Annotated in this window: 30 protein-coding genes; 9 read left to right on the forward strand and 21 right to left on the reverse strand. The window is 60.1% G+C overall.

Annotated elements, in window-relative coordinates; all coding sequences use genetic code 11:
• Window positions 1–2: 2 nt before the first annotated feature.
• The 14 genes from LZ518_RS09725 to LZ518_RS09790 form a co-directional block, all read right to left on the reverse strand.
• The gene (locus tag LZ518_RS09725; RefSeq protein ID WP_249915792.1) at window positions 3–1202 is read right to left on the reverse strand and encodes a CpaE/TadZ family protein; all 1200 of its coding nucleotides are present in this window, start codon (window positions 1200–1202) and stop codon (window positions 3–5) included.
• 45 nt (window positions 1203–1247) lie between these two features.
• Window positions 1248–1865, reverse strand: a complete 618-nt coding sequence (locus LZ518_RS09730; RefSeq protein WP_249915793.1) for a TadE/TadG family type IV pilus assembly protein — start codon at window positions 1863–1865, stop codon at window positions 1248–1250.
• Complete coding sequence (locus tag LZ518_RS09735) at window positions 1862–2380, reverse strand: TadE/TadG family type IV pilus assembly protein (RefSeq protein ID WP_283938184.1); 519 nt, start codon at window positions 2378–2380, stop codon at window positions 1862–1864. Before LZ518_RS09735 ends, LZ518_RS09730 begins: the two co-directional genes overlap by 4 nt.
• Window positions 2380–3939 carry a pilus assembly protein TadG-related protein gene (locus LZ518_RS09740; protein WP_249915795.1) on the reverse strand — a complete coding sequence of 520 codons (1560 nt, stop codon included), beginning with the start codon at window positions 3937–3939 and terminating at the stop codon, window positions 2380–2382. Before LZ518_RS09740 ends, LZ518_RS09735 begins: the two co-directional genes overlap by 1 nt.
• A gap of 12 nt (window positions 3940–3951) precedes the next feature.
• Complete coding sequence (locus tag LZ518_RS09745) at window positions 3952–4269, reverse strand: hypothetical protein (protein WP_249915796.1); 318 nt, start codon at window positions 4267–4269, stop codon at window positions 3952–3954.
• Window positions 4253–5821, reverse strand: coding sequence for a type II and III secretion system protein family protein (locus tag LZ518_RS09750; RefSeq protein WP_249915797.1), 1569 nt, complete (start codon window positions 5819–5821; stop codon window positions 4253–4255). The genes LZ518_RS09745 and LZ518_RS09750 overlap by 17 nt, the downstream gene beginning before the upstream one ends.
• Window positions 5811–6749 carry a Flp pilus assembly protein CpaB gene (gene cpaB / locus LZ518_RS09755; RefSeq protein WP_249915798.1) on the reverse strand — a complete coding sequence of 313 codons (939 nt, stop codon included), beginning with the start codon at window positions 6747–6749 and terminating at the stop codon, window positions 5811–5813. The genes LZ518_RS09750 and cpaB overlap by 11 nt, the downstream gene beginning before the upstream one ends.
• 109 nt (window positions 6750–6858) lie before the next feature.
• The gene (locus tag LZ518_RS09760) at window positions 6859–7056 is read right to left on the reverse strand and encodes a Flp family type IVb pilin (protein ID WP_249915799.1); all 198 of its coding nucleotides are present in this window, start codon (window positions 7054–7056) and stop codon (window positions 6859–6861) included.
• A gap of 443 nt (window positions 7057–7499) precedes the next feature.
• Window positions 7500–8300: a DUF2569 domain-containing protein gene (locus LZ518_RS09765; RefSeq protein ID WP_249915800.1), complete on the reverse strand. Its 801-nt coding sequence runs from the start codon at window positions 8298–8300 to the stop codon at window positions 7500–7502.
• A gap of 70 nt (window positions 8301–8370) precedes the next feature.
• Window positions 8371–9450 carry a glycosyltransferase family 87 protein gene (locus tag LZ518_RS09770; protein WP_249915801.1) on the reverse strand — a complete coding sequence of 360 codons (1080 nt, stop codon included), beginning with the start codon at window positions 9448–9450 and terminating at the stop codon, window positions 8371–8373.
• Window positions 9447–9683 (reverse strand): hypothetical protein, encoded by a 237-nt coding sequence (locus LZ518_RS09775; RefSeq protein WP_249915802.1) that lies wholly within the window; start codon window positions 9681–9683, stop codon window positions 9447–9449. The genes LZ518_RS09770 and LZ518_RS09775 overlap by 4 nt, the downstream gene beginning before the upstream one ends.
• Before the next feature lie 214 nt (window positions 9684–9897).
• The gene (locus LZ518_RS09780; protein WP_249915803.1) at window positions 9898–11022 is read right to left on the reverse strand and encodes a phosphatase PAP2 family protein; all 1125 of its coding nucleotides are present in this window, start codon (window positions 11020–11022) and stop codon (window positions 9898–9900) included.
• 259 nt (window positions 11023–11281) lie between these two features.
• Window positions 11282–12319, reverse strand: coding sequence for a phosphatase PAP2 family protein (locus tag LZ518_RS09785; protein WP_249915804.1), 1038 nt, complete (start codon window positions 12317–12319; stop codon window positions 11282–11284).
• Window positions 12316–13329, reverse strand: coding sequence for a phosphatase PAP2 family protein (locus tag LZ518_RS09790; protein WP_249915805.1), 1014 nt, complete (start codon window positions 13327–13329; stop codon window positions 12316–12318). Before LZ518_RS09790 ends, LZ518_RS09785 begins: the two co-directional genes overlap by 4 nt.
• 417 nt (window positions 13330–13746) lie before the next feature.
• On the opposite strand from LZ518_RS09790, the gene LZ518_RS09795 reads away from it, so the two are divergent.
• Window positions 13747–14844 (forward strand): serine hydrolase domain-containing protein, encoded by a 1098-nt coding sequence (locus LZ518_RS09795; protein ID WP_283938315.1) that lies wholly within the window; start codon window positions 13747–13749, stop codon window positions 14842–14844.
• A 479-nt stretch (window positions 14845–15323) separates the two neighbouring features.
• Here LZ518_RS09795 and LZ518_RS09800 read toward each other — a convergent pair whose 3' ends face one another.
• Window positions 15324–16607, reverse strand: coding sequence for a cation:proton antiporter (locus LZ518_RS09800; protein WP_249915807.1), 1284 nt, complete (start codon window positions 16605–16607; stop codon window positions 15324–15326).
• A gap of 146 nt (window positions 16608–16753) precedes the next feature.
• On the opposite strand from LZ518_RS09800, the gene LZ518_RS09805 reads away from it, so the two are divergent.
• A complete protein-coding gene (locus LZ518_RS09805; protein ID WP_249915808.1) occupies window positions 16754–17257 on the forward strand; it encodes an acetyltransferase in 504 nt (167 codons plus the stop codon).
• A 94-nt stretch (window positions 17258–17351) separates the two neighbouring features.
• Here the strand turns inward: LZ518_RS09805 and LZ518_RS09810 are convergent, their stop codons facing one another.
• Together LZ518_RS09810 and LZ518_RS09815 are read right to left on the reverse strand one after the other, a co-directional pair.
• On the reverse strand, window positions 17352–17831 hold the full coding sequence (locus LZ518_RS09810; RefSeq protein WP_249915809.1) for a pyridoxamine 5'-phosphate oxidase family protein: 480 nt from the start codon (window positions 17829–17831) through the stop codon (window positions 17352–17354).
• 112 nt (window positions 17832–17943) lie between these two features.
• Entirely contained in the window at window positions 17944–18768 is an 825-nt protein-coding gene (locus LZ518_RS09815) for a class I SAM-dependent methyltransferase (RefSeq protein ID WP_249915810.1), read from the reverse strand.
• Between the two features lie 366 nt (window positions 18769–19134).
• Between LZ518_RS09815 and LZ518_RS09820 the strand changes: the two genes are divergently transcribed.
• Together LZ518_RS09820 and LZ518_RS09825 are read left to right on the forward strand one after the other, a co-directional pair.
• Window positions 19135–19557, forward strand: a complete 423-nt coding sequence (locus tag LZ518_RS09820) for a GNAT family N-acetyltransferase (RefSeq protein ID WP_249915811.1) — start codon at window positions 19135–19137, stop codon at window positions 19555–19557.
• The gene (locus LZ518_RS09825) at window positions 19558–20331 is read left to right on the forward strand and encodes a haloacid dehalogenase type II (RefSeq protein ID WP_249915812.1); all 774 of its coding nucleotides are present in this window, start codon (window positions 19558–19560) and stop codon (window positions 20329–20331) included. It abuts the gene before it with no gap.
• A 1-nt stretch (window position 20332) separates the two neighbouring features.
• Here LZ518_RS09825 and LZ518_RS09830 read toward each other — a convergent pair whose 3' ends face one another.
• From LZ518_RS09830 to LZ518_RS09845, 4 genes are all read right to left on the reverse strand, one after another.
• A complete protein-coding gene (locus tag LZ518_RS09830; RefSeq protein WP_249915813.1) occupies window positions 20333–20944 on the reverse strand; it encodes a glutathione S-transferase family protein in 612 nt (203 codons plus the stop codon).
• 13 nt (window positions 20945–20957) lie between these two features.
• Entirely contained in the window at window positions 20958–21389 is a 432-nt protein-coding gene (locus tag LZ518_RS09835; RefSeq protein WP_249915814.1) for a GNAT family N-acetyltransferase, read from the reverse strand.
• A gap of 74 nt (window positions 21390–21463) precedes the next feature.
• Window positions 21464–22192 (reverse strand): cytochrome c biogenesis CcdA family protein, encoded by a 729-nt coding sequence (locus tag LZ518_RS09840; RefSeq protein WP_249915815.1) that lies wholly within the window; start codon window positions 22190–22192, stop codon window positions 21464–21466.
• A gap of 6 nt (window positions 22193–22198) precedes the next feature.
• Window positions 22199–22567 (reverse strand): thioredoxin family protein, encoded by a 369-nt coding sequence (locus tag LZ518_RS09845; protein ID WP_249915816.1) that lies wholly within the window; start codon window positions 22565–22567, stop codon window positions 22199–22201.
• Window positions 22568–22656: 89 nt separating this feature from the next.
• Between LZ518_RS09845 and LZ518_RS09850 the strand changes: the two genes are divergently transcribed.
• The 5 genes from LZ518_RS09850 (at window position 22657) to LZ518_RS09870 (ending at window position 25952) form a co-directional block, all read left to right on the forward strand.
• Window positions 22657–23301, forward strand: a complete 645-nt coding sequence (locus LZ518_RS09850; protein ID WP_348538678.1) for a sigma-70 family RNA polymerase sigma factor — start codon at window positions 22657–22659, stop codon at window positions 23299–23301.
• Complete coding sequence (locus LZ518_RS09855; RefSeq protein ID WP_249915817.1) at window positions 23298–23951, forward strand: DUF1109 domain-containing protein; 654 nt, start codon at window positions 23298–23300, stop codon at window positions 23949–23951. The genes LZ518_RS09850 and LZ518_RS09855 overlap by 4 nt, the downstream gene beginning before the upstream one ends.
• Before the next feature lie 81 nt (window positions 23952–24032).
• Window positions 24033–24299 (forward strand): BufA2 family periplasmic bufferin-type metallophore, encoded by a 267-nt coding sequence (gene bufA2, locus LZ518_RS09860; RefSeq protein WP_249915818.1) that lies wholly within the window; start codon window positions 24033–24035, stop codon window positions 24297–24299.
• Window positions 24300–24357: 58 nt separating this feature from the next.
• Entirely contained in the window at window positions 24358–25194 is an 837-nt protein-coding gene (gene bufB / locus LZ518_RS09865) for an MNIO family bufferin maturase (RefSeq protein WP_249915819.1), read from the forward strand.
• A complete protein-coding gene (locus LZ518_RS09870; protein ID WP_249915820.1) occupies window positions 25194–25952 on the forward strand; it encodes an HvfC/BufC N-terminal domain-containing protein in 759 nt (252 codons plus the stop codon). Before bufB ends, LZ518_RS09870 begins: the two co-directional genes overlap by 1 nt.
• The last annotated feature ends 205 nt before the right edge of the window (window positions 25953–26157 follow it).

The raw sequence follows: 26157 nt of genomic DNA on the forward strand, positions 1-26157 counted from the left end.
GATCAGCGCTCCAGCCCAAGAGCGCCGGCAAGGCCGCGCTCAAGCGCGTCGATATCGCGGCACAAAGGTGACTTGCGCTTGACCTGGTCGATCGGAATCCCGCGATCGATCGCCTGGCTCATCGTCTCATGGTCGTTGGATATGCAGTAGGAAACTGGTTTCTTCAGCACCCTCTCCGCATCCGACTCGCTCAAGGTGCGGAAGAAGCCCTTTTCGGTGCGATTGAGTACGATGCGCACTTCGAGGTTACCCATGTCCTGGGTGCCAAGCAGATCGAGTTGCCGGCGAGCGCGATGAAGGCTTGGCACGCGAAGTTCGGTCACCAGCAAGACCAGGTCTGACCGCGCGAGCAACGACAACGACCAGTTCGTCCAGTTCATCGGCAGGTCGACCAGTACGGTGCCATATTCAGAGACCGCCAAGTCGACAATCGAAAGCATCTGTTCGCTGGTCAGCATTTCGAGCGGCATGATTTCGCGCGGAGCACCAATTACCCGAAGGCCACTGGGATGGCGCGTGGCGACCGAGCGCAGCAGATCGCCGTCGAGCCGTTTTCCGGCTTCAACCAGGTCGCTAAAGGTCAAGGAGGGCTGAAGGCCGAGCTGGAGGGCCGCGTTGCCGAACTGGACATCCAGGTCGATCAGACATGCCTCACGCCCTGCGGCGGCCTCATTTGCCGCAAAGCGCAACGCCAATTGGCTAAGCAATGCGGTGGCGCCAATGCCGCCTTCGCTCTTGATGACCGTCACGATCTTTTGGTGACCGGCCCGGGCGCGCGGACCCTGGGCAGCCGCGATCCGGCGAATTGGATCGAGAGCGGTTTCAAGTTCTTCGGGATCGAGCGGCAAGGGCACCACGTCATGGGCCCCGGCGCGGACCAGCGCGCGGACCAGCTTCATCGAAGGTTCGTAGGCAGCCGCGATCAAGGGCACGGGACCTTCGGCCAGCTTCTTGAACCGATCGGTCGACCGGTCATCGCCTTCGGTTACCTGAACGACGGCGGCAGCCGCGCCGGACAGAACCGACGGATCGATCGGCGCCGCCGTATCGATAATGACGAGCTCGAGCGGGAAGCCGGCGGCGCGCGCGCCAACCAGCTCATTTGCCTGGCCTTCAGCTCCGGCAAGCAACAGGCGCACCGGTGGAGGGCCAGTGTCGGCCATCCACTGGGCGGTGGGTCGGTCAGGGTTATGCACGCTCATTACTACCTCAGTTCAAAAATTCCGTCTTGGCGGGCTGGCGCATCTTCAATTCGAAAATCCGCAGTCGCCGGTGGTTGAACATTCGCCGTCCTCTAGAGTCAGCGACGCTCTGATGGTCGGCAGGGTCACACTGCCGCCAAACAAGATCAGGGGTTGAAAAGTCATGTTTCGAACTTCGACCGTCGTCAGCGGAGAGACGTCGGGTCCGGTGGGATCGCCGGCATAGCCCAGCCCCACATTCTGATAGATCACTCGCACCTGCGGCGCGGTGATCAGCGGATAGAATCTCTGCATCCAGGTCACGATGGCAGTAAAGGCGGTCGCATTGCGGCCGGAAACGCTGCTGGCGGCCCCGGTCACCGTGCAATTGCCGGTCGAGTCGCACGTGGCGCTGCCGAAGGTCGCATTCGGCACCACATTTCCGCCGGGCAGGCCGTAACCGCCAACGAAATCCGTATTGATGACGTTCGCCACGGGATCGCTAACAACCGCATAGCGAACGCCCATCTGCGTTGCCTTTTCCAGCCGGTTCAGGGTCCACATGTAACGGCCGACATCGATGATCCCGAACAGGAAAAGCAGCAGCAACGGCAGCACCATCGCGAACTCGGCGGCACTGGCTGCGCGTTCATCGCGCGCGATCGAGGCGAGCCGCGCCATCATATGCCGAACACCGTGGCCTGGCTCGATGCGTTGAGCGACAGGCCGCCCGCCGGAATTCCGAACACTCCGGCCAAAGGCGAGTAGGGAACGGAAGCCGCGACGGTTACGCGAGGGACATTCGGTCTCGCGCTATAGATGCCGTCATAGATGCGCGCACCGTCGACGCCTGCATTGGCGTAGCAATCGATGGTGACGGTTATCGTGGAGTTGTTGGTCCAGTAATAAAGCTGTGGCCTGTCTACGCCGGAAACGACCGTGGCCTTTCCGAAGCGCACCACATTCTTGATCTGATCTTCATTTGCCGCTGGGCCGCCGCAGGGCATCGACGTGAAGCTTTGGCGTGCGGCGAAACGAGCGCCATCGCGCACCGCCTTCAAGACCTGATGCTGGTCCCAGAAAAAATTGCCAACCTCGAGCGAGCCGAACATAATCAAGACGAGCAACGGCGCGACCATCGCCATTTCGGCGGCGGCGGCACCGCGGCGATCTGACCAAAGGCGAGGGCGCGCGGTCATCAGCGCACCAGGTACGGCGAGTCGCGCCGTATGATTTGGGCCGCATTGCCGCCTGGAGTGACTTCTCCGATCACTTCCAGGTAGATTTCGTTGCCGCTGTCGCCATTCCCGCGGCCCGGATTGGCCACGCCAGGCTCGACCAGGAACATGTCGACCCATGCCCCGATCTGGACCGGCGTCGATGCGCCATGCAATGACCCGCAGTTGCCGCCAACGGCGACCTGGAGCACGCGGCGATCGCGAGACGGATCGGGAACTGTGGCATTGCACACCGGCGAGCCCCTCTGCCGATCAGTACCAGTAGTATCGTTAGGAATACTATTGTTCGTGATTTCCCACAGATAGGTTTCGTAGCGCGTCCAGGTCGCGGCGTCAGCCGGCGGAGTAACCCCCGCGTGATTCTTGGCCCAATAGTCGCCGCGCGCCCAGACGCCGTCGCCAAAGCGTGGATTGGCGCCAGGGCAAGTCGAGCCGTAGCTGGTGTAATGGCAATTGTCCCGGGGCAAGCCCATGGCCTGAATCGTCTGGCCTGCCGTTTGAAACTGCCGCATCGGGTCGGCACCGGCTGCCTGTACCGGTCTGAATCTATTAGCGGCCGGCACCAGATGCCAGGCGTCGTTGCCATTGTTGTGGCTAGTCCGGGTACCACACCCGCTACCGGACGTCTTGACGAGGTCCTTTGTCACATTCAGGGCTGGCGGACATGCGCTGCCTAGGCATGGCGCAAGCGCCACTCCGGCGCCATTGCTGATGTCGTAAATGTCGAACCTGGTATTGATCGCGACAATCGCTGGCGTCGGCGCGCCCGAGCTGACCGATTGCGGGCCTTCAATCTGCTGGCACTGGAACACCGGGTTCTGGAAGGCGAGGCCGATCTGGGTCGAATTGGCGTCCTGTGGCCCGATATAACCGAAGTCGCCGGGCGCCCAATTGGGACCGCTGTTCGAAACCGCCCTGATTCCATGACCCCTCAGCGCGTTCCAATCCGACACTCCGCCGGTCGGAGGGCAAATCATCAGCGGCGGCACCTTGCATATGGCAGTGCCCAGGCCGGCAACCGCCTGTGCCCTCATATCGCCAGAAGAAAGCGCTCCTACGACCGGCGTGAGCGCATAATTGGCTCGTCTCGTGTCAACCGCGACCTGCACGAAATTGGCATCGGCCATCGTCGTCGCCGGCACAGTCGCCAGCTTGTCCTGGAAAAAGCGGATGCTCGCATCCGGATTGTCCGTGATCACGGTATCGGACGTGCACACATTTGAATCGGCAATGGTTACCGCCAGGCCGCCGCTATCATTGGCCATCACTGTCTGGTTGGTCACAAGCAAGCGCGCCGCCGCGACGGCCCTGGAGCAAGCCGCGGATTCGCCATCCAGCTGGCTGGCAGCCGCTAGGGCCGCCTGGTCCGCGGCGTTCTGCAATTCGGTGTCGAGGCCGGCCATGTGCGCATAATCGAACGCAATTCCGCCGACGCCAATCAGCGCGAACAGGGATAGCGCAACCGTCGGCGCAACCGCCGCCTGCTTATCGCTCCATATCCGGAAGAGACGCCGATTCATGCCTTACCATCCTCAGCTTCCCGGAGCGTTTCCACCGCCGGCGCCGCTGCCGCCGCTGCCGCTGCCGACGCCACCGCCGCTGCCGGCGCTCTCGCGCCGGAGTGCCTTGGTTGTTCCTTTGCGATAACGTTCTGTTGCCTTCTGCGCCTTTTCGCCATTGTCGCCCGGCTGCGCGCCATCCGCCGGGTAAACCGGATCAGGATTGATGGTCTGGATGGCCATGTCGTATCGATGAGCCTCGCCGAAGCCGGGATCGACCGGGGCGCAGCCCGCCGCCGCGAACAGCGCCGCACCGGCCGAAATCAGCATCGCCTTAGAACGCATGGCCATAGTCTTTCTCCAGCTTGGAGGGATCGAGCGCCGCCATTCCCCCTGGCGCCGGCGCCGGCGATGTCTCACCGATCGGGCGGCCGGCAGGTGACGGCTGAGTCGGCGCCAACGGATTGACCCCAACGCCCGTGTCGGGACGGCCGAGCAGGAACAGGTCGACCTCGTCCGGCGCTGTTGCGCGATCGGTCGGCACCTTCATCGCCGCCGCCCGGACCGGCTTGACCAGCCGCGGCGTGACGATGATGACAAGTTCCGTCTCTTCCTTCTGGAAGTTGGTCGAGCGGAACAGGGTGCCGATGATCGGGATCGATCCGAGGACCGGGAACTGCCGAATGGTGTCCTGGAAGTCCCTGCGGATCAGGCCGGCCAGCGCGAAGCTCTCGCCATCGCGAAGCTCGACCGTCGTATGGGCGCGGCGGGTCTGTAGGCCCGGTATGCGGAGGTTGTTGACGACGACCGATGCCGAAGCGTCGATCGAGCTCACTTCAGGCGCCACCTCCAGGTTGATCACGCCGTCGGCAAGCACCGTCGGCGTGAACGCCAGGCTGACGCCGAATTGCTTGAACTGAACCGAGATTGCGCTGTCGCCGCCGCTGTTCCCACTCTGTGCGACAGGAATGGGGAATTCCCCGCCGGCGAGGAAGCTGGCGGTTTCACCCGACAAGGCAACCAGCGTCGGCTCGGCCAGGGTGGTGACAACACCTTTGCGCTCCAGCGCGTTGAACGCGACGTCAAAGTTCAATCCGGCGATCTTGAACATCCGTGTCAGGATGCCGAAGCTGTCGACAATCGAGCCCAATGACAACGTCGGCGCATTGGGTGTGGTAGTCGTCGTGACGTCACCCGTCACCGGATCGGTCGACACGGTGGTCGTGCTGCCGAGCGAGCCGGACAGGCTTGCGCCGCCGCCGATCGCGCCCTGAAAGCCGTGGCTGCCGCTGCCTTCGACAAATGAGCTGAACCCCAGATCCTTGAGCGCGCCGCGCTTGATCTCGGAGAAGCGGACCTCGAGCATCACCTGCTGGGCCGATCCGATCGACAAGAGGTTGATGACCTTGCCCGGCGCATAGGTTTCGGCCAGCTGAACCGCGCGATCCGCCGCCGGCCCTGAGCTGACGATGCCTTCCAGCACAACCGAATCATTGGCGATGCGCGCGCCTACCTGGTCGCCCGGCATCAATTCGGACAATTGCCGCTTCAGCCCGATGACGTCCGGCCCGACCGCAATGTCGACCACCGCGATCAGCATGTTGCGCCGGTCATAGAGGGTGAGGCTGGTGGTCCCCATCTTCTTGCCGAGCACATAGATTGACTGGTCCGACAGCGGCAGCACGTCGGCGATGTCGGGATTGCCGATCAGCGCCTTGGCGAACGGCCGGTCGGAGCGCAGCACCTGGCTCTTGTTGACCGGCACCGCCAGCTCGCCGGCGCGAACGCCGTCGGATTCGCTGACCGAGATCTGTGCCGCGGCCGGAACGGCGGCCGCGAAGGCTGCCGCGCTACAAGCGATGGCCGCGCCAAGCGCCGCCCTTGTCAAAGTCCTATTGAGCATAGCCCCCCACCTCATAGTCCTTCGTGTCGGTTCCCCGTGTGACGCTGATCGTCGACGTGTCCTTGACTGCCTGAACCGCGCGCTGAACGACCGGCGGGCGCGGGCGGCTGACCCGCACGGCCGGAGCCGGTCTGGCCGGCGCAGTGGCCGAGTTCATCGCCGGACCCGCGCCAGGCGGCAGCGATCCGTAATAGGAATAGCGCAAGTCGTTGAGGCTGACCGTCTCGACTTTCGGAATATTCTGCTCTTCGCCCGGCTTGCGCAGCGCCAGGCTGAGCTGGCCCAGCTGCTGGCCTAGCACCAGCTTCTGGGCGTCGAGCGGATTGACCTCCAAAGTGGTCGAATTGGTCGGGCTCGGCTTGCCGTCGGCACCCGCCGTTTGGGTTCCCATCGCGATCACCCGGACATTCTGGAGAAGCACGTCGGTGACCTGCTCGCCCGAACCATTGCCGTTGATCGGCGTGCGAGTGATCAGCACGTCGACCGTGTCGTTGGGTTTGACGAAGCCAGCCACGCCGGACACGTCATTGATCCGGACGGTCAGCGCGCGCATCCCGTCGGGCAGCAGCGCGGCGATCGAGGCGCCCTGCCCGGCGCCCGTGAGGTCCGCCGCAAGCAGCGGCTGGTTGACCAGGATCGGACGCAGCGCGACGCGGCGCTTGCCCGCCGGCAACAGCTCCGCCATCGACCGGTACGACCCAGGCGGCAGGCTTGCCGCGGGATATTGGACAAATTTGACCCGGTCCGGCGTGACGTCGGTGCCATAGGCCAAGGGCATCGAGGCGACCGCGATGCGCACCATGCCGCCCTGCGGCAGCTGCGAGCTGATCTGCCTCTCACGGCCGCTCAAATAAGAGTTGGCGATAAGGACGGCGACCAGCCCCAATACCAGGGCGATGCCGAGCGCAATAAGAGTCTGCCGTTTCACAGCCTGGTCCCCCGCTATCGAAGGCTACGCAAACAATACGCTATTTCGTCCAGCCCACCCAGACGAAAGTACAAGGGCGGCCACACCGAAGCGTGGCCGCCCAACTCACTTAGCAGTCAGCGTTCGGCGAACCGACGGTGCCCGGATCGTTGATGCACGAAGCAGCATCGTCCATGGCATTGCCAATGGCCTGGCTGAGGCCGAGCGCCGCGATGGCAATGACCGCGCCGATAATGGCAAGGATCAGCGCATATTCGGCGGCCGACGCGCCACGATCGTCGCGCAGCATGTTGATGAAAGTCTTCATTATCCGTCCCCTATCAAGTTGATCCCCCCGTCCCAGTGGGACGAATGAGATGTGTCGCACGCCAGGGGAGGCGGACTGATTTGGACTGGCAGGACGCCGATACGCGACAACCCCCGCAATCAAAATTCCACGGCCCCCCAGCCGCTTGACCCCCAAAGCCTCTGCCTGCCTTAACTTTTTGTCAAGCATGACTGTTTAACCCAGATTAACAGCATTTGCTGGCTAAACTGCGTGGATGACTGGCCGAAAACTGCCATTTCTGGGGATGTTGTGACTTATCCACAGCGGTGGATCATTACACCGCCGGAGTCTCGAAACTGGACAGACTCCGTTCCCGGGATCACTGATTATCGAAAGTTAAGGGGTTGGAGGAGCCAGGCGAATGGCTTTCAGGCTTCGATTCGCCTCCCGAGTCGCGGCGCCGGCGCGCCGGAATTAGCAGCTTAGGCCTCGACGCGGTGGCGGAAGGTCACGTTCACCCGCTTCGACAGCAGCAGGTAGGGTAGCCACAGGCAGACGCTGATGAGGACTTTCTTGACGTTGCCGTCGAGCAGGGTGTGCAGCGCGTCGGCCACTGGTCCCGGCAACCCTTCGGTTCCGGCCACGACGCGGGCAATGCCGAGCTGCATCGTAATGTCGATCGCCCAGATCGCCACCAGCAGGCGCGGGAACAAGGGTACCCGGCGCAGTGCGGCGACGAAGGCGATGGTATAGAGGCTGGTCAGCAGCACGACGTCCAACGTCATCATGAAGTGCAGCGTCGACAACCAGGCCGGGATCGTCCCGCTCAGTGCCGGGATCGACGCCAGATATTCCAGCGCCCGCACCGGGACGTTGAGCAGCATTCCTACCAGCAGCGAGACCATGATGCCGCACGATCCGTACAGCCGATGTCGCTCCGCCTCGGTCCGGCTGATCGAACGCCATTTGCCGGCGATCGCCAGCCGCGTCGTCGGCTGCGGCAACAAATGGCCGTCGCGAAACCAGATCAGCGCCAGGCCCATCGACAGCAAGGGCGCGCCGACCACCAGGACATAGGGCAGGAACGTCGAAGCATCTGGCGCGGCGTGCAGCGGACTGGACGCAATGCGGACCGCGCACCCTGCCATCGCCAGCATGAACCAGAAGGTCATGATGCGCGGCAGGCGATCCTCGATCTTCAGCAGCAGCGCGCCAGACTTGGCACGCAGCCTGCGCTGCAGGCTGAGATAGGTGGTCCGGGCTTCGGTCGAAGTGAAAGTCATATGCAGCGGGATATTCGATTAACCTTACTGCACAGTAAAAGCCTGGTTCGCCCGACCGTTCCAATCGAACTTAGCTATGGATTTGATGCCGCACCGGACCGGCATCATATTTGACCTGGGCCCACAGGGCATAACCGATGATCGGCGGCATCCACCAAACACCCGCAATCGCGATCACCGGGGACAGAAACCCGAGCGCGATCGGAATCCGGTGGCGAATGGGCATGGCATGCCATTCGCTAAAAATAAGGAGGCCGAAGCCAAGACAGACAACCGTCATGTCATAGTGGAAGCCGTAGGGCGAAATCAGGAAGGTGGCGGTGGCGGCAGTAAAGACATTGACTCTTTTAGCCAGCAGCAAGGCGCCGGCGATGGCAAAGGCAATCCATCCCCAAAACCCATATCCGATGGCGGGGGTAACCCCGGCGTGGAACCAGCGCTCCATCGCAGTCATTTTTTCTGCGTGAACGATCAGATTCTCGAGGAAGGCGGGCCACAAGGCGAAGCCGAAGGCAGCAACGCTGGCGAGCATCAATCCGATCGTAAGCGCCACCGTTTTCCAGAACGCGCTCCACCTTCGCAGCGACAGGATGCTGAGCAGGCCGACATGCGGCTTCACGGTTAGCAAGGCGACCGCGGCCCACCGGCCCCTGAACGCCAGGAGCCACAGGCCGCCGAACGCCAAGCCGGTTTGCCCAAAGTCCACGCAGATCAATGCCGCTGGCGTCAGTATGGACAGGATTGGCGGAAACCCCTTGGGCAGACATGGCCGCGCCGCCCAATAGAAAAACGCCGCCGTCGCGACGTTCCAGGCCAGATATGCCGGGATATAGGGCAGGATCGCGAAAGGCAGGAACGCAAATAGCGCGTGAGGCGGGTAGGGAAATATCGTCGCCCGGCCGAGGTGCAGTTGATCGGCATAAAGCTGCGTCGCCGTCGCGCTGTAGATTGCTCCGGCATCGCCGGCGATTGCTTGCTTGGCCGCAACCCAAAGTGCCGAGAAATCATATTGGTTCGCCTCACCGGTGAGGATCAGGCAAAGCGGCAGGAGCGCGCCGATGAGCCAGATCTGCAGCGCGGTCGACAGATTTGAATGCGGCCGAAGGGTCGCGGCATCGCGCAATTCGTCCGGGCTCGATTGATCCGTCACGGAAGTATGGCCCTGAAGACGCCAAGGCCTACGGCGCCCAGGACGAAGATGACGAACAGGGCCAGGGCGGCAACGACCAGGCCGATGATGAGGCTGCTCACGCCGAAGAAAAGGGCGATGACAATTCGCCGCCAAAGCGGCCCGGTCCGCGCCTTTTCAATTAAGGGACGGGGCAATAGGTCGGCAAAGACCTGCGCCAGCCCGATGTACAAATGCGCGACGAAATCCCCCATTAGGTCAGGCTATAGCAGCCACGAGTCAATTTCGACCACCAGGCGATTCTCGCGGCTCGCGTTCATTGGCCCCGATTTCTTATTCTGCTGTTGCAATTTGGATCGCCCGAAAGTTTATGTCGACGGAGACGGCAATTGGAAATCTAAACTGGGCCCGCATTTACGTTGTCGTCGGCGGCCGATCCCCAGCTACACCGATTCCGGTCCATCTCGGCTACTCCGCGCCGCTTGGGATCGGCACGGGATTGAGTTCCTCCAGCGGTGCGCGGCTCAGGCGCTTGATATACAGACGTACTGTGAACCAGCAGCCGACTGCGATGATGGACCCGATCAGTCCGTCCAGTGCATAGTGATAACCAAAGTGAACGGACCCCACAAAGATGCAGGCATAAAATACAGCGGCAAGCGCTTTTCGAATTGCGCCATTGGCAACCAGAAAGAAAATAGTAGCAGTTGCGACGTGAACGGAGGGCATAGCGGAAATTCCGCCCCCTCTAACGACGACTTTTGAGTCGAAGGCCAGTTCCAAATAGGACTGAATGAAGCGGAGGCCCCTTCCAGGAGGCAGGCTTTGGTTAATCGTTGATCGCAGTTCTTCAAAACGATGCGCGTATGATGAGTCAACCAAATGCAGGAAAACCGGTCCAGCCGATGACCAGGCGTAAGCTCCCAGAAAACCGACTACGAACCAGGTAAGCAGCACAACTGCAAAATACTCTGCGATAGTCTTTCGTGTGCCGTAGATCGCCACAAACGCGTTGACATAGACAAGCGCCGTCCCCCAGACAAAGGTGTAGCACCAAGCTAATATTCGCGTCCCTGTCGGTCCAATGAACCAGTGTGTTATCCGCCACGGATCGGTGCCAAATAGCCAATGGTCGGCGTTGGCCCAGAACGCGTCCCATCTATAACCTATCAGAAACGGAATTGCGGATTTCGCAACTGTGAATCCGGTCAAAAAGAGCGGGAAAATGACTGCTGGAAGCACCAGATGGTCGAGACGCTCTGGCAGTTGCCGCCGTAACTCTTGGAGCGGGCGATCGGCGCTACGCAACGCCATCTTGGTGGTCTCGATGAAAGCCCACACAAGCAGTGCCAGACATGTGAACCCAACCGCAACTTCGAAATATTCGATCGCGACAAGCGACGTGTCCAACCCGGCGGCAAATGCGGCTGATAGCCCGGCCAAAGCTATCAGCCCGGTCAGTGCTAATGGTGCAAGCAGCACTTGAGCTTTTGACAATTCCCCCATGAATTCCAGAGGATGATACAATTTCTGAATTGATACAATCGCAGGTATCAATCCTCTTTTGAACGGAAACAACGTTTTCTGTGCCATTGACTGGCTTGGAAATTGGGGTGGCTCTTGAGTCATGCTTTCCAACCCTCAAGGATTGAAGTTGACTGAATCCGACTAGAGACAACCCAGCAACTTAGCACCGTAACGACTGCCACTTGCCCCTAAGTACCAGCACGACGCCCCAGATCACATTGCCAGCTAGCTACTAACCCGGTTCAAACTGGCAATGTACTCAACCGCCACCCACTGCGACCTCATGCTGAGGGAATTTGCCATGGAGTGCCACAGTGGGGAATCCCTAACTGGCCGATGCCAGTTCGGACTGCTTCAATTCGCTGGCCTCTCGCCGTTTGAACCAGCTATTGCAAACCCACTGGCAAGCCACGGCTCCACCCGCACCGACGATGCCGTCGATCGCATAGTGCCAGCCGAGCGCGACGGACATCGCCCACATGTAGAGCGCGAACAGCGCGGCGAGCGGGGCCAGCCTCGACCGCTGGCCGCGGAACGCCAGATAAATCCAGGCGACGGTGCCGATGTGCAGCGATGGCATGGCCGAGATGCCGGCGCCGACGCCGAGTGTTCCGCTCGTGTGGAAATTCCACAGATAGCCGGACACCATTTGGGTCACTTGCGGGATATTGTTGCTGAGCTCCGCGAAGCGATCTCCGAGGCCGGCGCGCTGGTAGAAGATCGGACCGGCGGAAGAGAGCAATAACTGGCCGATCGTCCCGAACACCGACCAGATGGCAAAGTAGGCGATGAGCGAGGCCGAACGCTGCGGCGACGGCTTTTGCGCCAGCACCCATACGACCGTCGCCATGATCGCCACCGCCCACAGGAAGCTGTAGGCGCCGGCGTGGACGGTAAGGTCGAACCCCTTGAACAGCCGCCACGGATCGGTGCCGAAAATGGCATGGTCGATATCGGCCAGCATCCCGTCAGCCCAGAAGGGGGCGACCGCGGTAAGCTCGGGCTTGATCCACATGAAGAACAGCATGTCGATGCCGGCCAGCATCGCACCCGCCAGCGCCGCCAGCAGAAATGCCTTCCTGGCCATCAACTGCCCGTGGAGTTCGAAGATCGGGGATTCGACGCCCGCCTTCCTGAGCTTGATGACCGTGATCAGCAGCCACAGCAGGCCGCCGAACAGCATGTAATACATCCAGTTAAGGAAGCGGCCGAAATAGGCGGGGATATGGTCGTAACCCGCGATCGGCAGCAGGATCAGCGCGGCCAGGCCGAGGCCCGCGGTCATGACCGCGCTGGGAATCAGCCAGTCGCGTTCGCGCGGGTTGAGCGCGGCGGCAAATTCCGTCGGATCGACCGACTTCATATTGCCGCCAATGTCGATTGGGGAGCCAGCTTGGCCGGAGCGACCATTGGCGCGGTCGCCTTCCAGCAGGCCCAGGCCAGCGCCGAGCCGATGATGCCGTCGAGGGCGTAGTGATAGCCGAAATGCACCGAAGCCACCCAGATGATGAACCATAGCATGATTGCCGGGGCCCGCCACCACGTCCGCCAGCTCAGGATTACCAGGAAGGCGCAAACCCCGAGATGCATCGACGGCATCGCCGAAATGCCCCCGGCGCGGAACGCCTCCCGACGATCGAACGCTTCGCGCAGATATTGCTGCGACCCGAGGATCGGATCGTCGGCCGGCAGCAACCTGGTAAGCGACTGGTGGAGCGGATCGAAATGCTCGCCCAGCAACGGATCGACCAGGTCCGCGAAGATCGGCCCTGCCGAAGAGAAGAGCGACGCGCCAACCACCCCGACCACGAACCACGTCGACATCATCGCCGTATAGGCGCGAGTGACGTGCCGGGGATCCGCCGAAAAGGCATAGAGCGGAAGCGCCAATCCAAGCACCAGGCCCCAGCCGAAGGTGTATGCGGAAACCAGGTATCCGGACCCGGTCGGCCCGATCAGCGCATGGGTCACGCGCCACGGATCGCCGTTGAACAACAATGCGTCGGCGGCGGTCCAGAAACCGTCCCACTGAAATCCGGTGAACAGCGGAAAGCTGGTCTTCGCGACGGTGAAACCGGTCATGAATATCGGAAAAATCAACGTCGGGAGGAGAAGGATTAAAAGGCGCTCGCGAACCATTGCTGATACGGCGGTGACCGGGCCAACCTTGCGCAGCGCCGGCTCGCGCAGCCATGGAATGAGCATCCACGGAATGACCGCGACGATGGCGGCCCAGATGCCGACCTCGACATAGGCCGACAACAGGCGGGTCCCAGCGACGCCGCCGGCAATCGCCATTAGCAGTGCGACGGCAAAGGTCGCCGCGCAGACCACGCAGGGCAGCACCATTTCCCGGGCGTACTTCAGGTCCACGCGATTCCTCCCACGAGCACCCGCGTAAATTGATCGTGGTTAAGGGATCGATAATTCCGGGTATCAATGTTTGCAGCGATCCGCTTGCCCTGGGCCGGCCGTTGTGGCTCGCGTGGGCGGATCTCGCCGTATTCGACCCAAAGCGGCCGTTAGCGGAATGACCGAGTTCAACCCATCGCGCACATGGCGACCGTCATCCGAACAACGGGAAATGCATCGTTGGCATGACTGCGATGATTGATTGATATTCGCGTTCGGCGGCACATTTTTCCTACGTTGAGGTAGATGATGGGCTGACGGGTTCGGTCTGATGCTCAGAGCCTGTAATGTTGAAGCCGCGCTCCCGGGTTTTGACGGGACCTCTCGCTGGAGAAACTTATGTGCCTTCTCGCCACCCTGGCCCTTTGCGCCGCCACGATGACGCCTTCTGCGTCCATTGCGCCGTCTGCAAACGGTCGTGAGGCTGCGGCGCTTACCCACGCCATGGCTGGGTCAAAGACACCCGGCATGGCTGTGCTGGAAATTCGCAATGGCTTTCCTCAGGTCGAAGCCGTGAGCGGCAAACGGCGCATCTCCCGTCCGGATCCCGTGAAGGTAGGCGACCGCTGGAATTTGGGCTCCGACGGCAAGGCTATGACCGCCACCATGGTCGCCAGGTTGGTGGAGGAGGGCAAGTTGCGCTGGGATACACCCCTCGCCCAGCTCTTGCCGGAACTGGCGGCTGACATGCAGCCACAATATCGGGACGTGACGCTGCTTGAGCTGTTGTCGCACCGGGCTGGTCTGCCCGAAAATCATGACGATCTGCCGTACTTCTACACCTTTCTTGATGACAAGCGGCCGCTCCCGACGCAGCGCCTGGACTATCTCCACAAGGCGGTGGCCGATGCGCCGATTGCTCCGGCACGTGGCGAAATGCATTATTCGAACACCGGGTTGATCCTGGCGGCCGCAGTTGCCGAACGTGCCGCCGGAAAGCCGTTCGAACAACTAATGTATGAAGAGGTCTTCGGACCACTTGGCATGAAGTCGGCGACATTTGCCCAGCCAGTGAAACCGAACGAGCCTGTCGGCCATGTGGACGGCCGGGTTGCCGACCAGCCGAAGGATTCGAACCCGCAAATGTTCATGCCTGCCGGAGGCGTGCGAATGAGCATTGCCGACTGGGCGCGCTTCTGCATTGACCAGATGAACGGCGACCAGGGACACGGCAAACTGCTCAAGCCAGAGACATACAGACTGTTGCATACAGGGCAGGGTGCTACGCACAGTGCGCTCGGCTGGGGCGTGGCCGCGACGCCGCTCGGGCGGCAGGGACCCGCGCTGACTCACAATGGCTCCGATGGCAACTGGTATGCCATCGTTGTTCTGTTCCCGAAGACTGGCAATGGCCTGCTCGTTGCCGCCAATGCGGCCGACAGCATGGGAGGTGACAAGGCAACGCTGGCGGTTGCGCGCGAGTTGATCGAAGACCTCGCTCCGCCGAAACTCACTGAACCTGCGCCAGCCCTTTAATAAGCTAATGACCGCTTTCCACCCATTGCGGTCATTAGGTCGACCGCCCGGAGTATCGCGTCCCGCCGAGCTTTGATAATCTCGGGCCATGAACACACCGTGGGGGTCTAAGAAAGAGCAGCCGGACCGGCCACCCGATTGGCCGATTCAAATACAAGCCACGGACTTTGACGGTCCCGCCAGACCGCTGGTGCGGGGGCGCGTCGTTATCATTTGGGGCATGGCTAAGCCGAGTTAGGCTTGCCACCTTATTTGATCATTCAACCAATTTCTGCCTCTGGGACGGCACCATACGAATGCCCAGTCGTTGCACATGTTGGTTTGGGGAACTCGTGCCAAATGATCGCGTCGTTAAAGTAGGGCTACTCCCGGAAAGCGGATTAGATCTGCTCGGCGACGCATTTGCACGACTTTGGCCTGTCCAAGACGACCCGTCCTTTGACGACTTATTGATCGTCATCGACATGCAGCCAAAATGTTCATCCCGGCGCTTGCGTATCGGGAAGCCCGCACCGTCCAAATCGCCTAAAGAACGGGCCAATAGTAATGCCCTGCACAATCACGGAAAACAGAACGACGACGTAGGTTGCCGCGAGGATGATTGTGCGTCCAGGTCCCAGCGGAAGAGACAGCGCCAACGCAACCGAAATGCCGCCGCGCATCCCGCCCCAAAGCAGAATCGGCAGTGATAACCCATCAGTAGGGGCCAGCCACCGGATTGCGGCCAACGGTGCAGCGACAGATAGCGTCCGCGCCAGCAGCACCAACGGGACTGCAATTGCTCCCACCAGCAGAAGCCGGGCATCTGGAGCAATCGCGATGAGTTCCAGCCCGATCAGCAGGAAGAGGATCGCATTCAACAGCTCGTCGATAAGTGCCCAAAATTTGAGCACATGGTCGCGCGTCTCTTCGCTCATGGCGAGGGCTACACCGGCATTGCCGATCAACAGTCCAGCTACGGCCATCGCGACCGGTCCGCTAACATGGAGCCAGCTCCCAAGGCTGTAACCGCCCATGACCATCGCCAGGGTAATCATCAGTTCGACGTTGTATTCGTCGATGCTGCGCATTGCCCAAAATCCAATCGAACCGACCACCAGGCCCAATATGACGCCGCCTCCCGCTTCAAGGGCGAACGACTGGATGGCGGATGCTGCCGTGAAGGTTTCTGACCCAGTTGCCGCTGCCAGCAGAATGGCGACAACTACAACTCCAACGCCGTCATTGAACAGGCTCTCGCCAGCCACCGTTGCCTGCAATGTAGGCGGACAAGCTGCGCGCTTCAGGACCCCCATGACGGCTACCGGATCGGTTGGACTGATCAATGCTCCAAACACGAAGCACCAGGAGAGCGGTAACGGCACACCAAAGGCGAGGGTTAGAAAGTAAAAGCCGCCCCCGACGATCAGTGTGGAAAGCAACACACCAACCGTGCTCAATACTACGATCGGCCAACGGCCTTTCTGCATGTCTCCCCAATCGACATGCAATGCGCCAGCAAACAGCAAGAACGAGAGCATCCCGTCCATGAGTGTCGTTTCAAAGTCTATTCCATTCAGGAAGGTCGCTACCATGGCCGACAAATCGCTGGCCGGGAGGACGTAATCGATTGCGATGACCAGCAGAGACGCAACTGCGCCCATGACTGTCATCGCCACCGAAGACGGGAGGCCGATCAGCCGATGATTGATGTAGGCCAGCACGGCAGTCAGGACTACCAGGATAGCAGCGGCGTCGAACGCGCTCAGGGCGAAACCATGCATCGTCGTCTGATGTGCCCAATGACCCAGCAAAAGGCCAGCCAACGGCTTATTAACCGCCCAAACCTGCTACCGCTAACGACCGCTCTCCACCCATTCCGGCCAAGACCGAAATCGACGTGATCAGAATATGAAGCTACGTCTCCAATATGATTGATCCAAAGATTGCCCCGCTTTCAGGCCAAATTCGTGCATCAACTGCGGGCGATGGTAACAGGGTTGTATCCATCTGGCGCGATGCCGTGGATGCCACCCATCATTTTCTGACAGTTTCCGACCGGCTGGCAATCGACGTGGCGGTTCGAGATTTCCTGCCAAGCGCACCGATGATGCTGTGGGTCGATGACCATGACGTGGCGGTTGGGTTCATGATCTTGACAGAGTTTCGAATGGAAGCGCTGTTCGTCGATCCGTCGAAGCATGGAATGGGGATCGGCCGGCGCTTTGTCGAATACGCCCTAGAGAGACACCCCACCATTACGACTGAAGTCAACGAGCAGAATCATCAAGCGCGCCGATTCTACGATGGCGTTGGATTCGAAACGGTCGGGCGCTCCGAACTGGATGAGGAGGGTCGGCCCTATCCGCTTTTGCATTTGCAATTGCGCCGATCGGCCTATCAACCGCGCTCGCAGCCGCATCGTATCGTTTAGGCAGCCAACCGTTGGTCAGGAGCCTAAGCTGCCCTTGGCAAACGCTAATGTCCGCTTTCCACCCATTGCGGCCATTTTGCCGGCAACTCCCAGGTTACGTTTCCGAATAACTCCATCCGGATCCATCCCGAACCAGAACAGCGGCGCTGTATCCATTCGGCTCCGGCATTACGTCATGGACAGCGCTCCAGAGTTCTATCCGATCGGGAACTAGACGTGCGAAAACCGTAGCCGGATCCTCGGGTCCACCGGGATTCCAGCGATAGTGACCCGGCTGCCAGATGGCCCGCTTCAATTCGAGATCCTCGACGATTTCGGCCCTTCCGACCAGAGTGACATAACTCTTATCGGCGTCGTGCTGATAAAGCAGCGTCATTCGGCCAGTACTTTCGATCTCGCGGACTTTTCGACATCTCCGGTTTGTCATCACATCGACCCTCCAGTCATCCCGCATGGGAAGTGGCTGTACGACGCGCGCGTTTAGATCGCCTGCTTCCGCCTGCGTTACCGCTACGCAGAAGGTAAGCTCATCAATCAGCTTGCGGGCCAGGTCTAGGAGCCGTTCTATTTCCATGTGCTACGCTAAAAATTGATCGGCTGACGTAACAGGGTTGAAGCCAGTGGCATAATTTCCGCTTTGCACCCATTTCTGCCATTAGCTCGATCTCGAGAATCAGTGACGGCTCTCAAAAGTCAGAGCGACGCGTTCCGAGTGCCACCCAATAGGGAGCGCAGTCAGAAAAGCGGATATTCTCAAGGCCGCTTCGCTCCATCATTGCCCGGATTTCCGGCTTGGTGAAGCGCTGCTCCAGCCTCGTTCCAAACCGGTCGAGAGCGTCAGTGCGCATCGTGTAGAAGCTCAGGTTTCGATACCAGTTGAGCGGGATGGAGGAAGGGTCTCGGCCTGACTTCTCGACGATCCTAGCAGTGCGTGCGAGCGGCCAATAAGTCGTTGCGGCGATCACTGCTGCGACGCCTTTCCGAGCGGGAAAGGGGAGCTTGGAAACGACGCGTCTCCCAATGTCCGATCCGCGCCACAGCGATTGGAACCAGAGCGGGCGATTGTCGAAGCGATAGTAGATGTAGAGCAAGAACTGGCCGCCGCGCCTGACCTTGCCAACCGCATTGCGCAGCGCCGCCTCCGGGTCCGGGATGTGATGGAGGACGCCAAGGCTGTAGCCGAAATCCTGGCTGCCATCGGCCAATGGAATGTCGTCGGCCGACGCGCGATGGAAAGTGACGTTGGGGCAGTCGGCAAGGTTGCGCCGGGCGACGTCGATCGCGTCGGACGGGTCGATGCAGTGCAGCTTGTCGCACCGCGGCGCGACGAATCTTGCCCAGCGCCCCGATCCGCAGCCGAGGTCGAAGCCTTCGCTGAGATCGGTGAAATCGAACATCGAGAAATAATCGCCGAACATGCTGCGGGCATCGTCGTCGCTGAGCACGGACTGGTCGAACGAATGCCACTCACGGCCAAAGCCCTCGACAGTTGCATGATCGATATTCTGCACGGCGAGGTTCCTATCGGCGGGCTGCCCGGAAACTTCAAGGAACAAGCACCGCTACCAATTAAGGGCGGCAGGCGATGCGCTTTCTGGCGGCTCTCCACCCATTCCGGCCATTAGAATCTGCCCTGGGAAATCGATGGAAGTCTCCACTTCGGACCTTTGCCGTTTCGTCCATCAGAGCATAGTGCGAGTTAGTCTGACAGCACCCTAGCCGGAAGTCCGCCATCGTTTTGGAATGAGATCGATGATCGCTTGCGCTGCGCGGGAGTCTCAGGTCCGAATCCGATGCTTCAAATATGGATGCAACGTGCCAAGTGACGATTCGCTGACTTCAAACGAATTGGTGAAGGAAGCCCAGCGGACGACACAATGAATCAGGAGAAACTCACCATCGCCTCACGGCAGGTCTCGCCAGACCAGATCGGCGAGTTGGAAGACCGGTTCTACGAATTCAACGCGGCCCGAACCGGCCATCGCGACTACGCTCAACTCGCATTCGTTGCGGAAGCCGCTGGCGCGGCCGTGGGCACAATCGCTGGCTTCACCTGGGGAGGCTATTGCGAGTTGCGGCAGCTTTGGATTGACGAGGATCATCGGAGCAAGGGCCTCGGCCGGCGTTTGATCACAACGGCGATTGAGGAGGCCAGGAGCCGCGGATGCGTCGCGATCTATCTTGCGACCTATTCGTTTCAGGCTCCCGGCTTTTACAAACGCTTTGGTTTTGAACCCGTGGTTGAGATTGAGAACAGGCCGGTCGGCCACAGCGACTTCATCATGCGGCTAGCGCTTTAGATGGAGTCCCGCCCGCCAATAGTTTCGACGCGGCGGCAGCTTCTCACGCTGGTCGCAGTTGCGGCGTCGCCTGGCCCGTTGTTCGGCCACCCACCGCGCCGCATTCGGGCGATCGCCTTCGATGGCTTCGTGCTATTCAGTCCTCAGACGATCGTGAAGCGCGCGCGCGAGGTGGCTGGTGAAAAGGGCGATGCCCTGGTCTCGGCAGCCTCCGGGATGCTGTTTGGATATACTTGGTATTATACGAGCGCACGCAAATACGCCGGGTTCGACGAGCTCGCTGAGGATGCTTTCAAGTCAGCCGCCCAGAGCCTTGGCCTCAACCTCAGCAACACTGATCTCGAACAGTTGGTCGAAGGTTATTCAAATCTCGAGCTGTGGCCGGATGTGCCCGGTGCGCTCCAAACGCTGCGGCGTCATAATGTCCGATTGGCGATGCTCTCCAACCTTTCGGAGCGAGCACTCATGTCGAACCTTCGTACCAATGGGGTCGATGAACATTTTGAATTCGTTCTCAGTACGGACGCAGCGCGGCAGTATAAGCCAAGCCCGAAGGCTTATGACCTCGCCGTACGGGCTTTCAAAATTTCCAAAAGCGAGATTGGCTTCGCGGCGTCCGCGAGCTGGGATGCATCGGGCGCAACCTGGTTCGGATTTCCGAGCATTTGGGTGAACCGCAATGGACTTCCGGCCGAGCAAGCCCATGCCGTGCCGACCGTCATCTCCAGTGGGATGGACGGGGTACTTCGGCTGTCAGGCCTGCAGACGCTCTAGCTTAAGTCGTAAGCGCGCGGAGGCGCTCCATCGACGGGCGTGCCCCGACGGCTGCCGCCCAGCGGCTTAGTGCGGCATACTGAGAAAGGTCGACGGCCCCGAAAGCGGTGAAGGCAGACACGCCTAGAAATGCGGTGATGTCGGCAACAGAGAAACTATCGCCGACAATGAACAAGGTTCGTTCGAGCTGCTCATTGAAGGCAGCCAAGGCTCGCTGAGCTCGGACGGCCAGCACGACGGCCCATTCGGGATGCTGCTCGACGTGACCGACGAACATCGGATGCGTCTGGTGGACGTATTCGATGGCGGGGGCGTAGACGAGGAGTTCCGCACGTCTTTCCCAAAGCTCGACCTGGAGCTGCTCGTCTTCAGAGTCGCCAAATAGTCCGGTGTGCCATTGGCGATGCAGGTGGCGGCAGATCGTCAGCGATTCAGAGATCATCTCCCCCGAATCCGTTTCCAGCACCGGCACCGTTCCAAAAGGGTTGATCTTGAGAAACGCGGGTGAGCGAGTGTCCGAAACCTCAACCTCCTGGAGCGCGTGGCCGCATTCATCGAGAAAGATCTGTACCTTGAGCACACTCGGCGCCGGCGTCTTCACATGGAGTTTCATCGAGCCCTTCAATCTATGCGGCAAGCGTGGTCAGGACGAGTTCGAATTCAATCGCATCGTTGAGCGGGATGCGGCTATCTTCAGTATATTTCGGGTAACCATTCTCCACGGTGAATGCATCGCGGACAATTTGCGACGCCCGGAATCCGTGACGGAGATAGAAACGGATGGCGTTCGCATCGGCGATAGACGTCGATACCCTCAGACTCTTCGCCTTTTGCATGCGGCAGTAGCGAACCACCTCCTTCATAAGCGTTCCGCCAATGCCTTGCCCTTGGCGCCACGCGACAACGGCAATGCTTTTGAGCTCGAAGACATCCTGAGCTTCGGTTTCAAGGATTAGGGCTTGGCCCAGCGGCTGGCCGAACTGTGAGGCAACTAGGACCTCACCACGGTAGAGATACAAGAGAATCTGCCGGTTGGAGTCGTCCGCGAGTTGGAACAATGACATGAGCTCCCGGCGATCACGCCGAAACGGCGAGCACCAGATTCGATCCGCTGCTGATTGGAGAAGCATAACTAGATCGAGGTCGTCAGCTGGACCAGCCAATCGGGTGCCGCTTGGACGAACCGAGCTTCGATGATCCGATCAAGACCGCTCAGAATCAGAATGCTCACGACGAGCAAAATCACCCCAAGCGCCTTCTTGGCGATCTTGGCGTTGGCCGCGAGACCGTGCCTCATGCGTTGAAACAGGCTTCTGCCCAGTAGGGCAATACTCAGCAAGACCGCCGCAATGCCGGTGGCGAAGGATGCCATCGTCAGCGCGACGCTCGAGAGCTGCTGCCCTTGGGCAGCGAGCGCAATTGCCGCGCCCAGCGTTGGGCCGACGCACGGACTCCACACTAGTCCAAGCAGTACGCCAATCGCCGCTTGGCCCCAAATGCCGCCATTGTCGAAGGCCTGCTGCCGATCGCCCGCCCAAGCCACAAGCGGCGAGGCCAATTTAGCGACAAGATCCTGGAGTCCCGGAATTATGAGGAAGATGCCAGCTGCGCCGAGAATCAGCGCACCACTTGCCCTTAGGTGATCAGCGTCGACGCCGAGACGAGTGCCGAATGCTGCGACTATGAACCCGACGATTGTGAAGCTCGCGATGAGACCGACGGCAAGCGCCAAGGCGCCAAACCGGTGCTGCTGTCCCGCGGATGCGAGCACCACCGGGACGAGTGGCAGGACGCACGGCGAGAGTATGGTGAGAGCTCCGGCAACAAACGCCAGGAGCGGGTTGAAAACCTCGCCGGACATTTGGGGCTAGCGAAGCGCCGACGCAATGAGTGCGGTCACCTTTTTTGGGTCCGCATCATAAGCGAGGCGGGCCGTTTCACGCCGACCATGGAAAGCGATCAGCGTTGATTGCTTTTGAGCTCCGAAGCTCGTCCACAATGGCTTTTGCGTATCATAGTCGATCGTGAGGACGGTGACGTTCCGAAACACCGGAGTGGACAGCAATTTGCTGATGGTCGTTTCTTGGGCTCGGCAAATTGGGCACCAGCTCGCATGCACGAACACAATCGTCGGAGCGTCCTTGGCCTGGAGCGCCTGAAAGGCCGCTCGGTCGAAGTTACGAATCTCGCCAGCACTCGCTGGGGCGGCGGCCATTACGATTGCTGCGACGGCCATGGAAAAGAAGGCTCGCATGTCAGTACCTCATGCTAGAATTATGAAGCTGCGCTGGCCAACAGGGCAGGCCAGTTCAGCGATCACCGCGGGTGGCGACTGCAGGTGAATTCGTGAAAGAAAGCTCGACGGTCACAAAATTCTCTGAAGGGACTGTGACCAAACGTGGCGGTGAGGCGAATTCAGTGTCGGGAATCGATGTGATTGCGCGCGAAGCTGAACTGAGAGCACGCATGATCCGCGCGCTTGATGGCGACGCCGCGGCTTATGATGCGCTGCTGCGCCTGTTGGTGCCACAGCTGCGGGCCTTCTTTAACCGGCGGGTCCAAAGCGAGGACGTTTCGGAGGACCTCGTGCAGGAAACTTTAATTGCCGTGCACACCAAGCGGTCGACCTACGATCGGGCGCGGCCTTTTTCGGCGTGGCTCTATGCGATCGCGCGCTATAAAATGGCGGACCACTTCCGACGATCATATCGGCTGATGCCATCCGAGTATCTTGACGAGCAGATTGCTGCTCCTGACTTCGAGCTTGCCAGCCTCGCGTTGATCGACGTTGACCGATTGCTCGGCGATTTGCCCGTGAAGCAGCAGGCTGCAATCCGCGCCACGAAAATCGAGGGATTGTCACTGTCAGAAGCTGCTGCCGCGGCAGGCATCTCCCAGTCGGACGCCAAGATGTCAGTGTATCGCGGGCTCAAGCGTCTATCCGCACGAGTACAGGGGAAAGTGAGATGACTTCCGTGCAGCGTCCAACCGACGAATTGGTCCAGTCTCTGGTGTCGGGGCTCCGGCCGGTGCCGCGGGCGGCCGTTGCGCTTCGATTGGCGCTTGGAGCGACAGCGGGAGCGGCGATTTCCGTCGTCCTTCTGATATCCATCGTGGGAATGAGGCCAGACCTAGGCGTGGTTGTTAACTCGGTCCGCTTCTGGTCGAAGGCATCCTATATGATCGTCACGGCCGGGATTTCCCTGCTTGTCGCGGCACGCCTGGCTCGTCCCGGTTCGAGCACGAACATCCTGTGGCTCCTTCCAATCCCGCTGTTGATTTATCTTCCCGCGGCCACTTTTGAGCTGGTCCGGACCACCCCTGCAGACCGCATGGCATTGGTTCTCGGCCATGGTTGGCAGCTGTGCACCTGGTTGGTTCTGGCTCTCTCCATTCCGATCTACGCCGGCCTGTGGTGGGCCTTCCAATCATTCGCGCCGACCCGCATGGAGGCGACGGGTGCAGTCACTGGCCTCTGCGCGAGCGCGATCGCCGGAGTCATCTATTGCCTTCATTGCCCGACTGACACTGCCGTGTTCGCATTGGTCTGGTATACCCTAGCGTTTGCTGTCGCGGCCATTGTCGGTCGCCGGTTTGGGCCACGACTTTTGCATTGGTGAATGAATGTAACTTTTGTCGCTGCTCCGACGAAATCCTGATGCCGGTTCGGCATCAACCCATTTCGTGGAGTTCAAGCGACCATGTCCTATCTCAAACCTACCCTGAGTATCGCCGCCACGGCAGCCGTACTGGCCCTCAGCGCGACGGCGCCGACTGCTCCCGCCTTTGCCGCCAAGAGCGCGGAGGTGGCGCCATGCTACGGAGTCAATGACTGTAAAGGGCAGTCCGACTGCAAGACCGCCAAGAACGAATGCAAGGGGCAGAACTCCTGCAAGGGTCAGGGCTTCAAGGACCTGACCAAGGATCAGTGCGCCAAGGCAGGTGGCAGTCTGACGCCGCAAAGCTAGCTTCCTAAGCCCAGCTCGTCTGAAAACGAGCTGGGCCCTTTCCCAAGAGATCACAGTAATGATCAGCGAAGGCCAACCACGCCTTTTCGGCCTGGGGCTGCGCAAGCCTCACTACCGACAGTTTGCCGAAGGCTCCGTGCCGGTCGATTTTGTCGAGGTCATCTCGGAAAACTTCATGGTTGAAGGCGGACGACCGCTTGTCACCCTGTCCCGGGTCCGAGAACATTATCCCGTCGCGCTCCATGGCGTTTCGATGTCGCTGGGGTCAGTTTCGGGATTGAATGACGTCCACTTGGATCAGCTCCAATTGCTAATCGACCGGGTGGATCCGCTCTTCGTTTCGGATCATCTCTGTTGGACCGGATACGAAGAGTTCAATTCGCATGATCTGCTTCCACTTCCCTATACCGACGAAGCGCTGAGCATTGTTGGGCGAAACATCGTCAAGGCACAGGAACGTCTCGACCGACAGATCCTGATCGAGAACCCGACAAGTTATGTGACTTTCGATCACTCGTCGATGACCGAATGGGAGTTCATCCGCGAACTCACCCAACACACCGGCTGCGGCTTGCTGCTCGACGTCAATAACGTGTTCGTGAGTGCAATGAACCATGGGTTCGATGCACTGCATTACCTCGAAGCCCTAAGAGGCTGCGACGTCCGCCAAATTCATCTCGCGGGTCATGACGATACAGGTTCGCTCCGGATCGACACCCATGACCGGGACGTCTGTGCCGCAGTCTGGGAACTCTATTGCTTAACGATCGCACTTTTTCCGCAGGCGGCGACCATGATTGAGCGCGACGACGAAATTCCGCCGATCGAGTGGCTGTTGGCCGAGCTCAATCAAGCGCGGTCGATTGCGGGTCGAGCCGCAGCCTTGGTGAGCTGATGAGGCTCCGGGACCTCCAGCGGGAATTCAGCGAATGCCTTCGCGACGGTCGCGCGCGGCATAAATTGCCAATCGTCGGTGATGGGCTGCGCGTCTACCGGAATAACTATCGGGAGCAGCTTCGTTCAGCACTCAGAACGGGATTTCCCTATCTGGCACTCTGGCTTGGAGATTCGGAGTTCGAGCGCGCTGCCGATGCGCATATCGCTCTTCAGTTTCCGGCGAGCTGGACCTTGGATCATTATGGATATGACTTCTCCGCGACGGTCCAGGCGCTATTTCCTCAAGACCCCGAAGTTCCGGAGCTTGCGTGGCTCGATTGGGCGATGGCCGAGGCGCTTGTTGCCGAGGATGAGGCGCCTATCGACACGGGTCACCTCACGCAGCTCAATTGGGATGATGCACGCATCATTTTCGTATCGTCCTTGAGGACTTCGGAAGCGCGGTCCAATGCCGCCGACATTTGGTTGGCAATCGACGAGCAATCGCCCCCTCCACCTGCGGCCATCTTGTCAGAAAGTCATGCCTATATTGTTTGGCGCCGCGGACTCCTGCCGTGCTTCAGGTCGGTTCCGATCTGGGAGTTTCAGGTCGTCTCGGCGCTTAAGGATGGCTCCAGTTTTGCCGATGCATGCGAGATCCTCCGGCTTAGGTTTGGTACCGAAGGCGCAATTGGCTCCGCTAGTGACATGCTGGCTCGCTGGCTTAGCGATGAGCTCATCACGCGCGTTGAATCAGGAGTGCTGGGCGAAGTGTAGCCATCGGCAGGTCGAGCACGAATTAGCTCCTAGGAGCGCATACCTTGTGGCCCCCTTGGCTAGCGCTCTCGACGCAGCTGAGCACTGTCTCAGCTGCGTCCCCCCGCACTCAGGAATTGCAATTCTCCGCCCCCAGAGACATTCCTAATGGCCGCAATGGGTCGAAAGCGGTCATTGCATTGGGAGCTTTGTGCCGTACCCTACC

The sequence above is a fragment of the Sphingomonas brevis genome, assembly GCF_023516505.1.
Lineage (GTDB): Bacteria > Pseudomonadota > Alphaproteobacteria > Sphingomonadales > Sphingomonadaceae > Sphingomicrobium > Sphingomicrobium breve.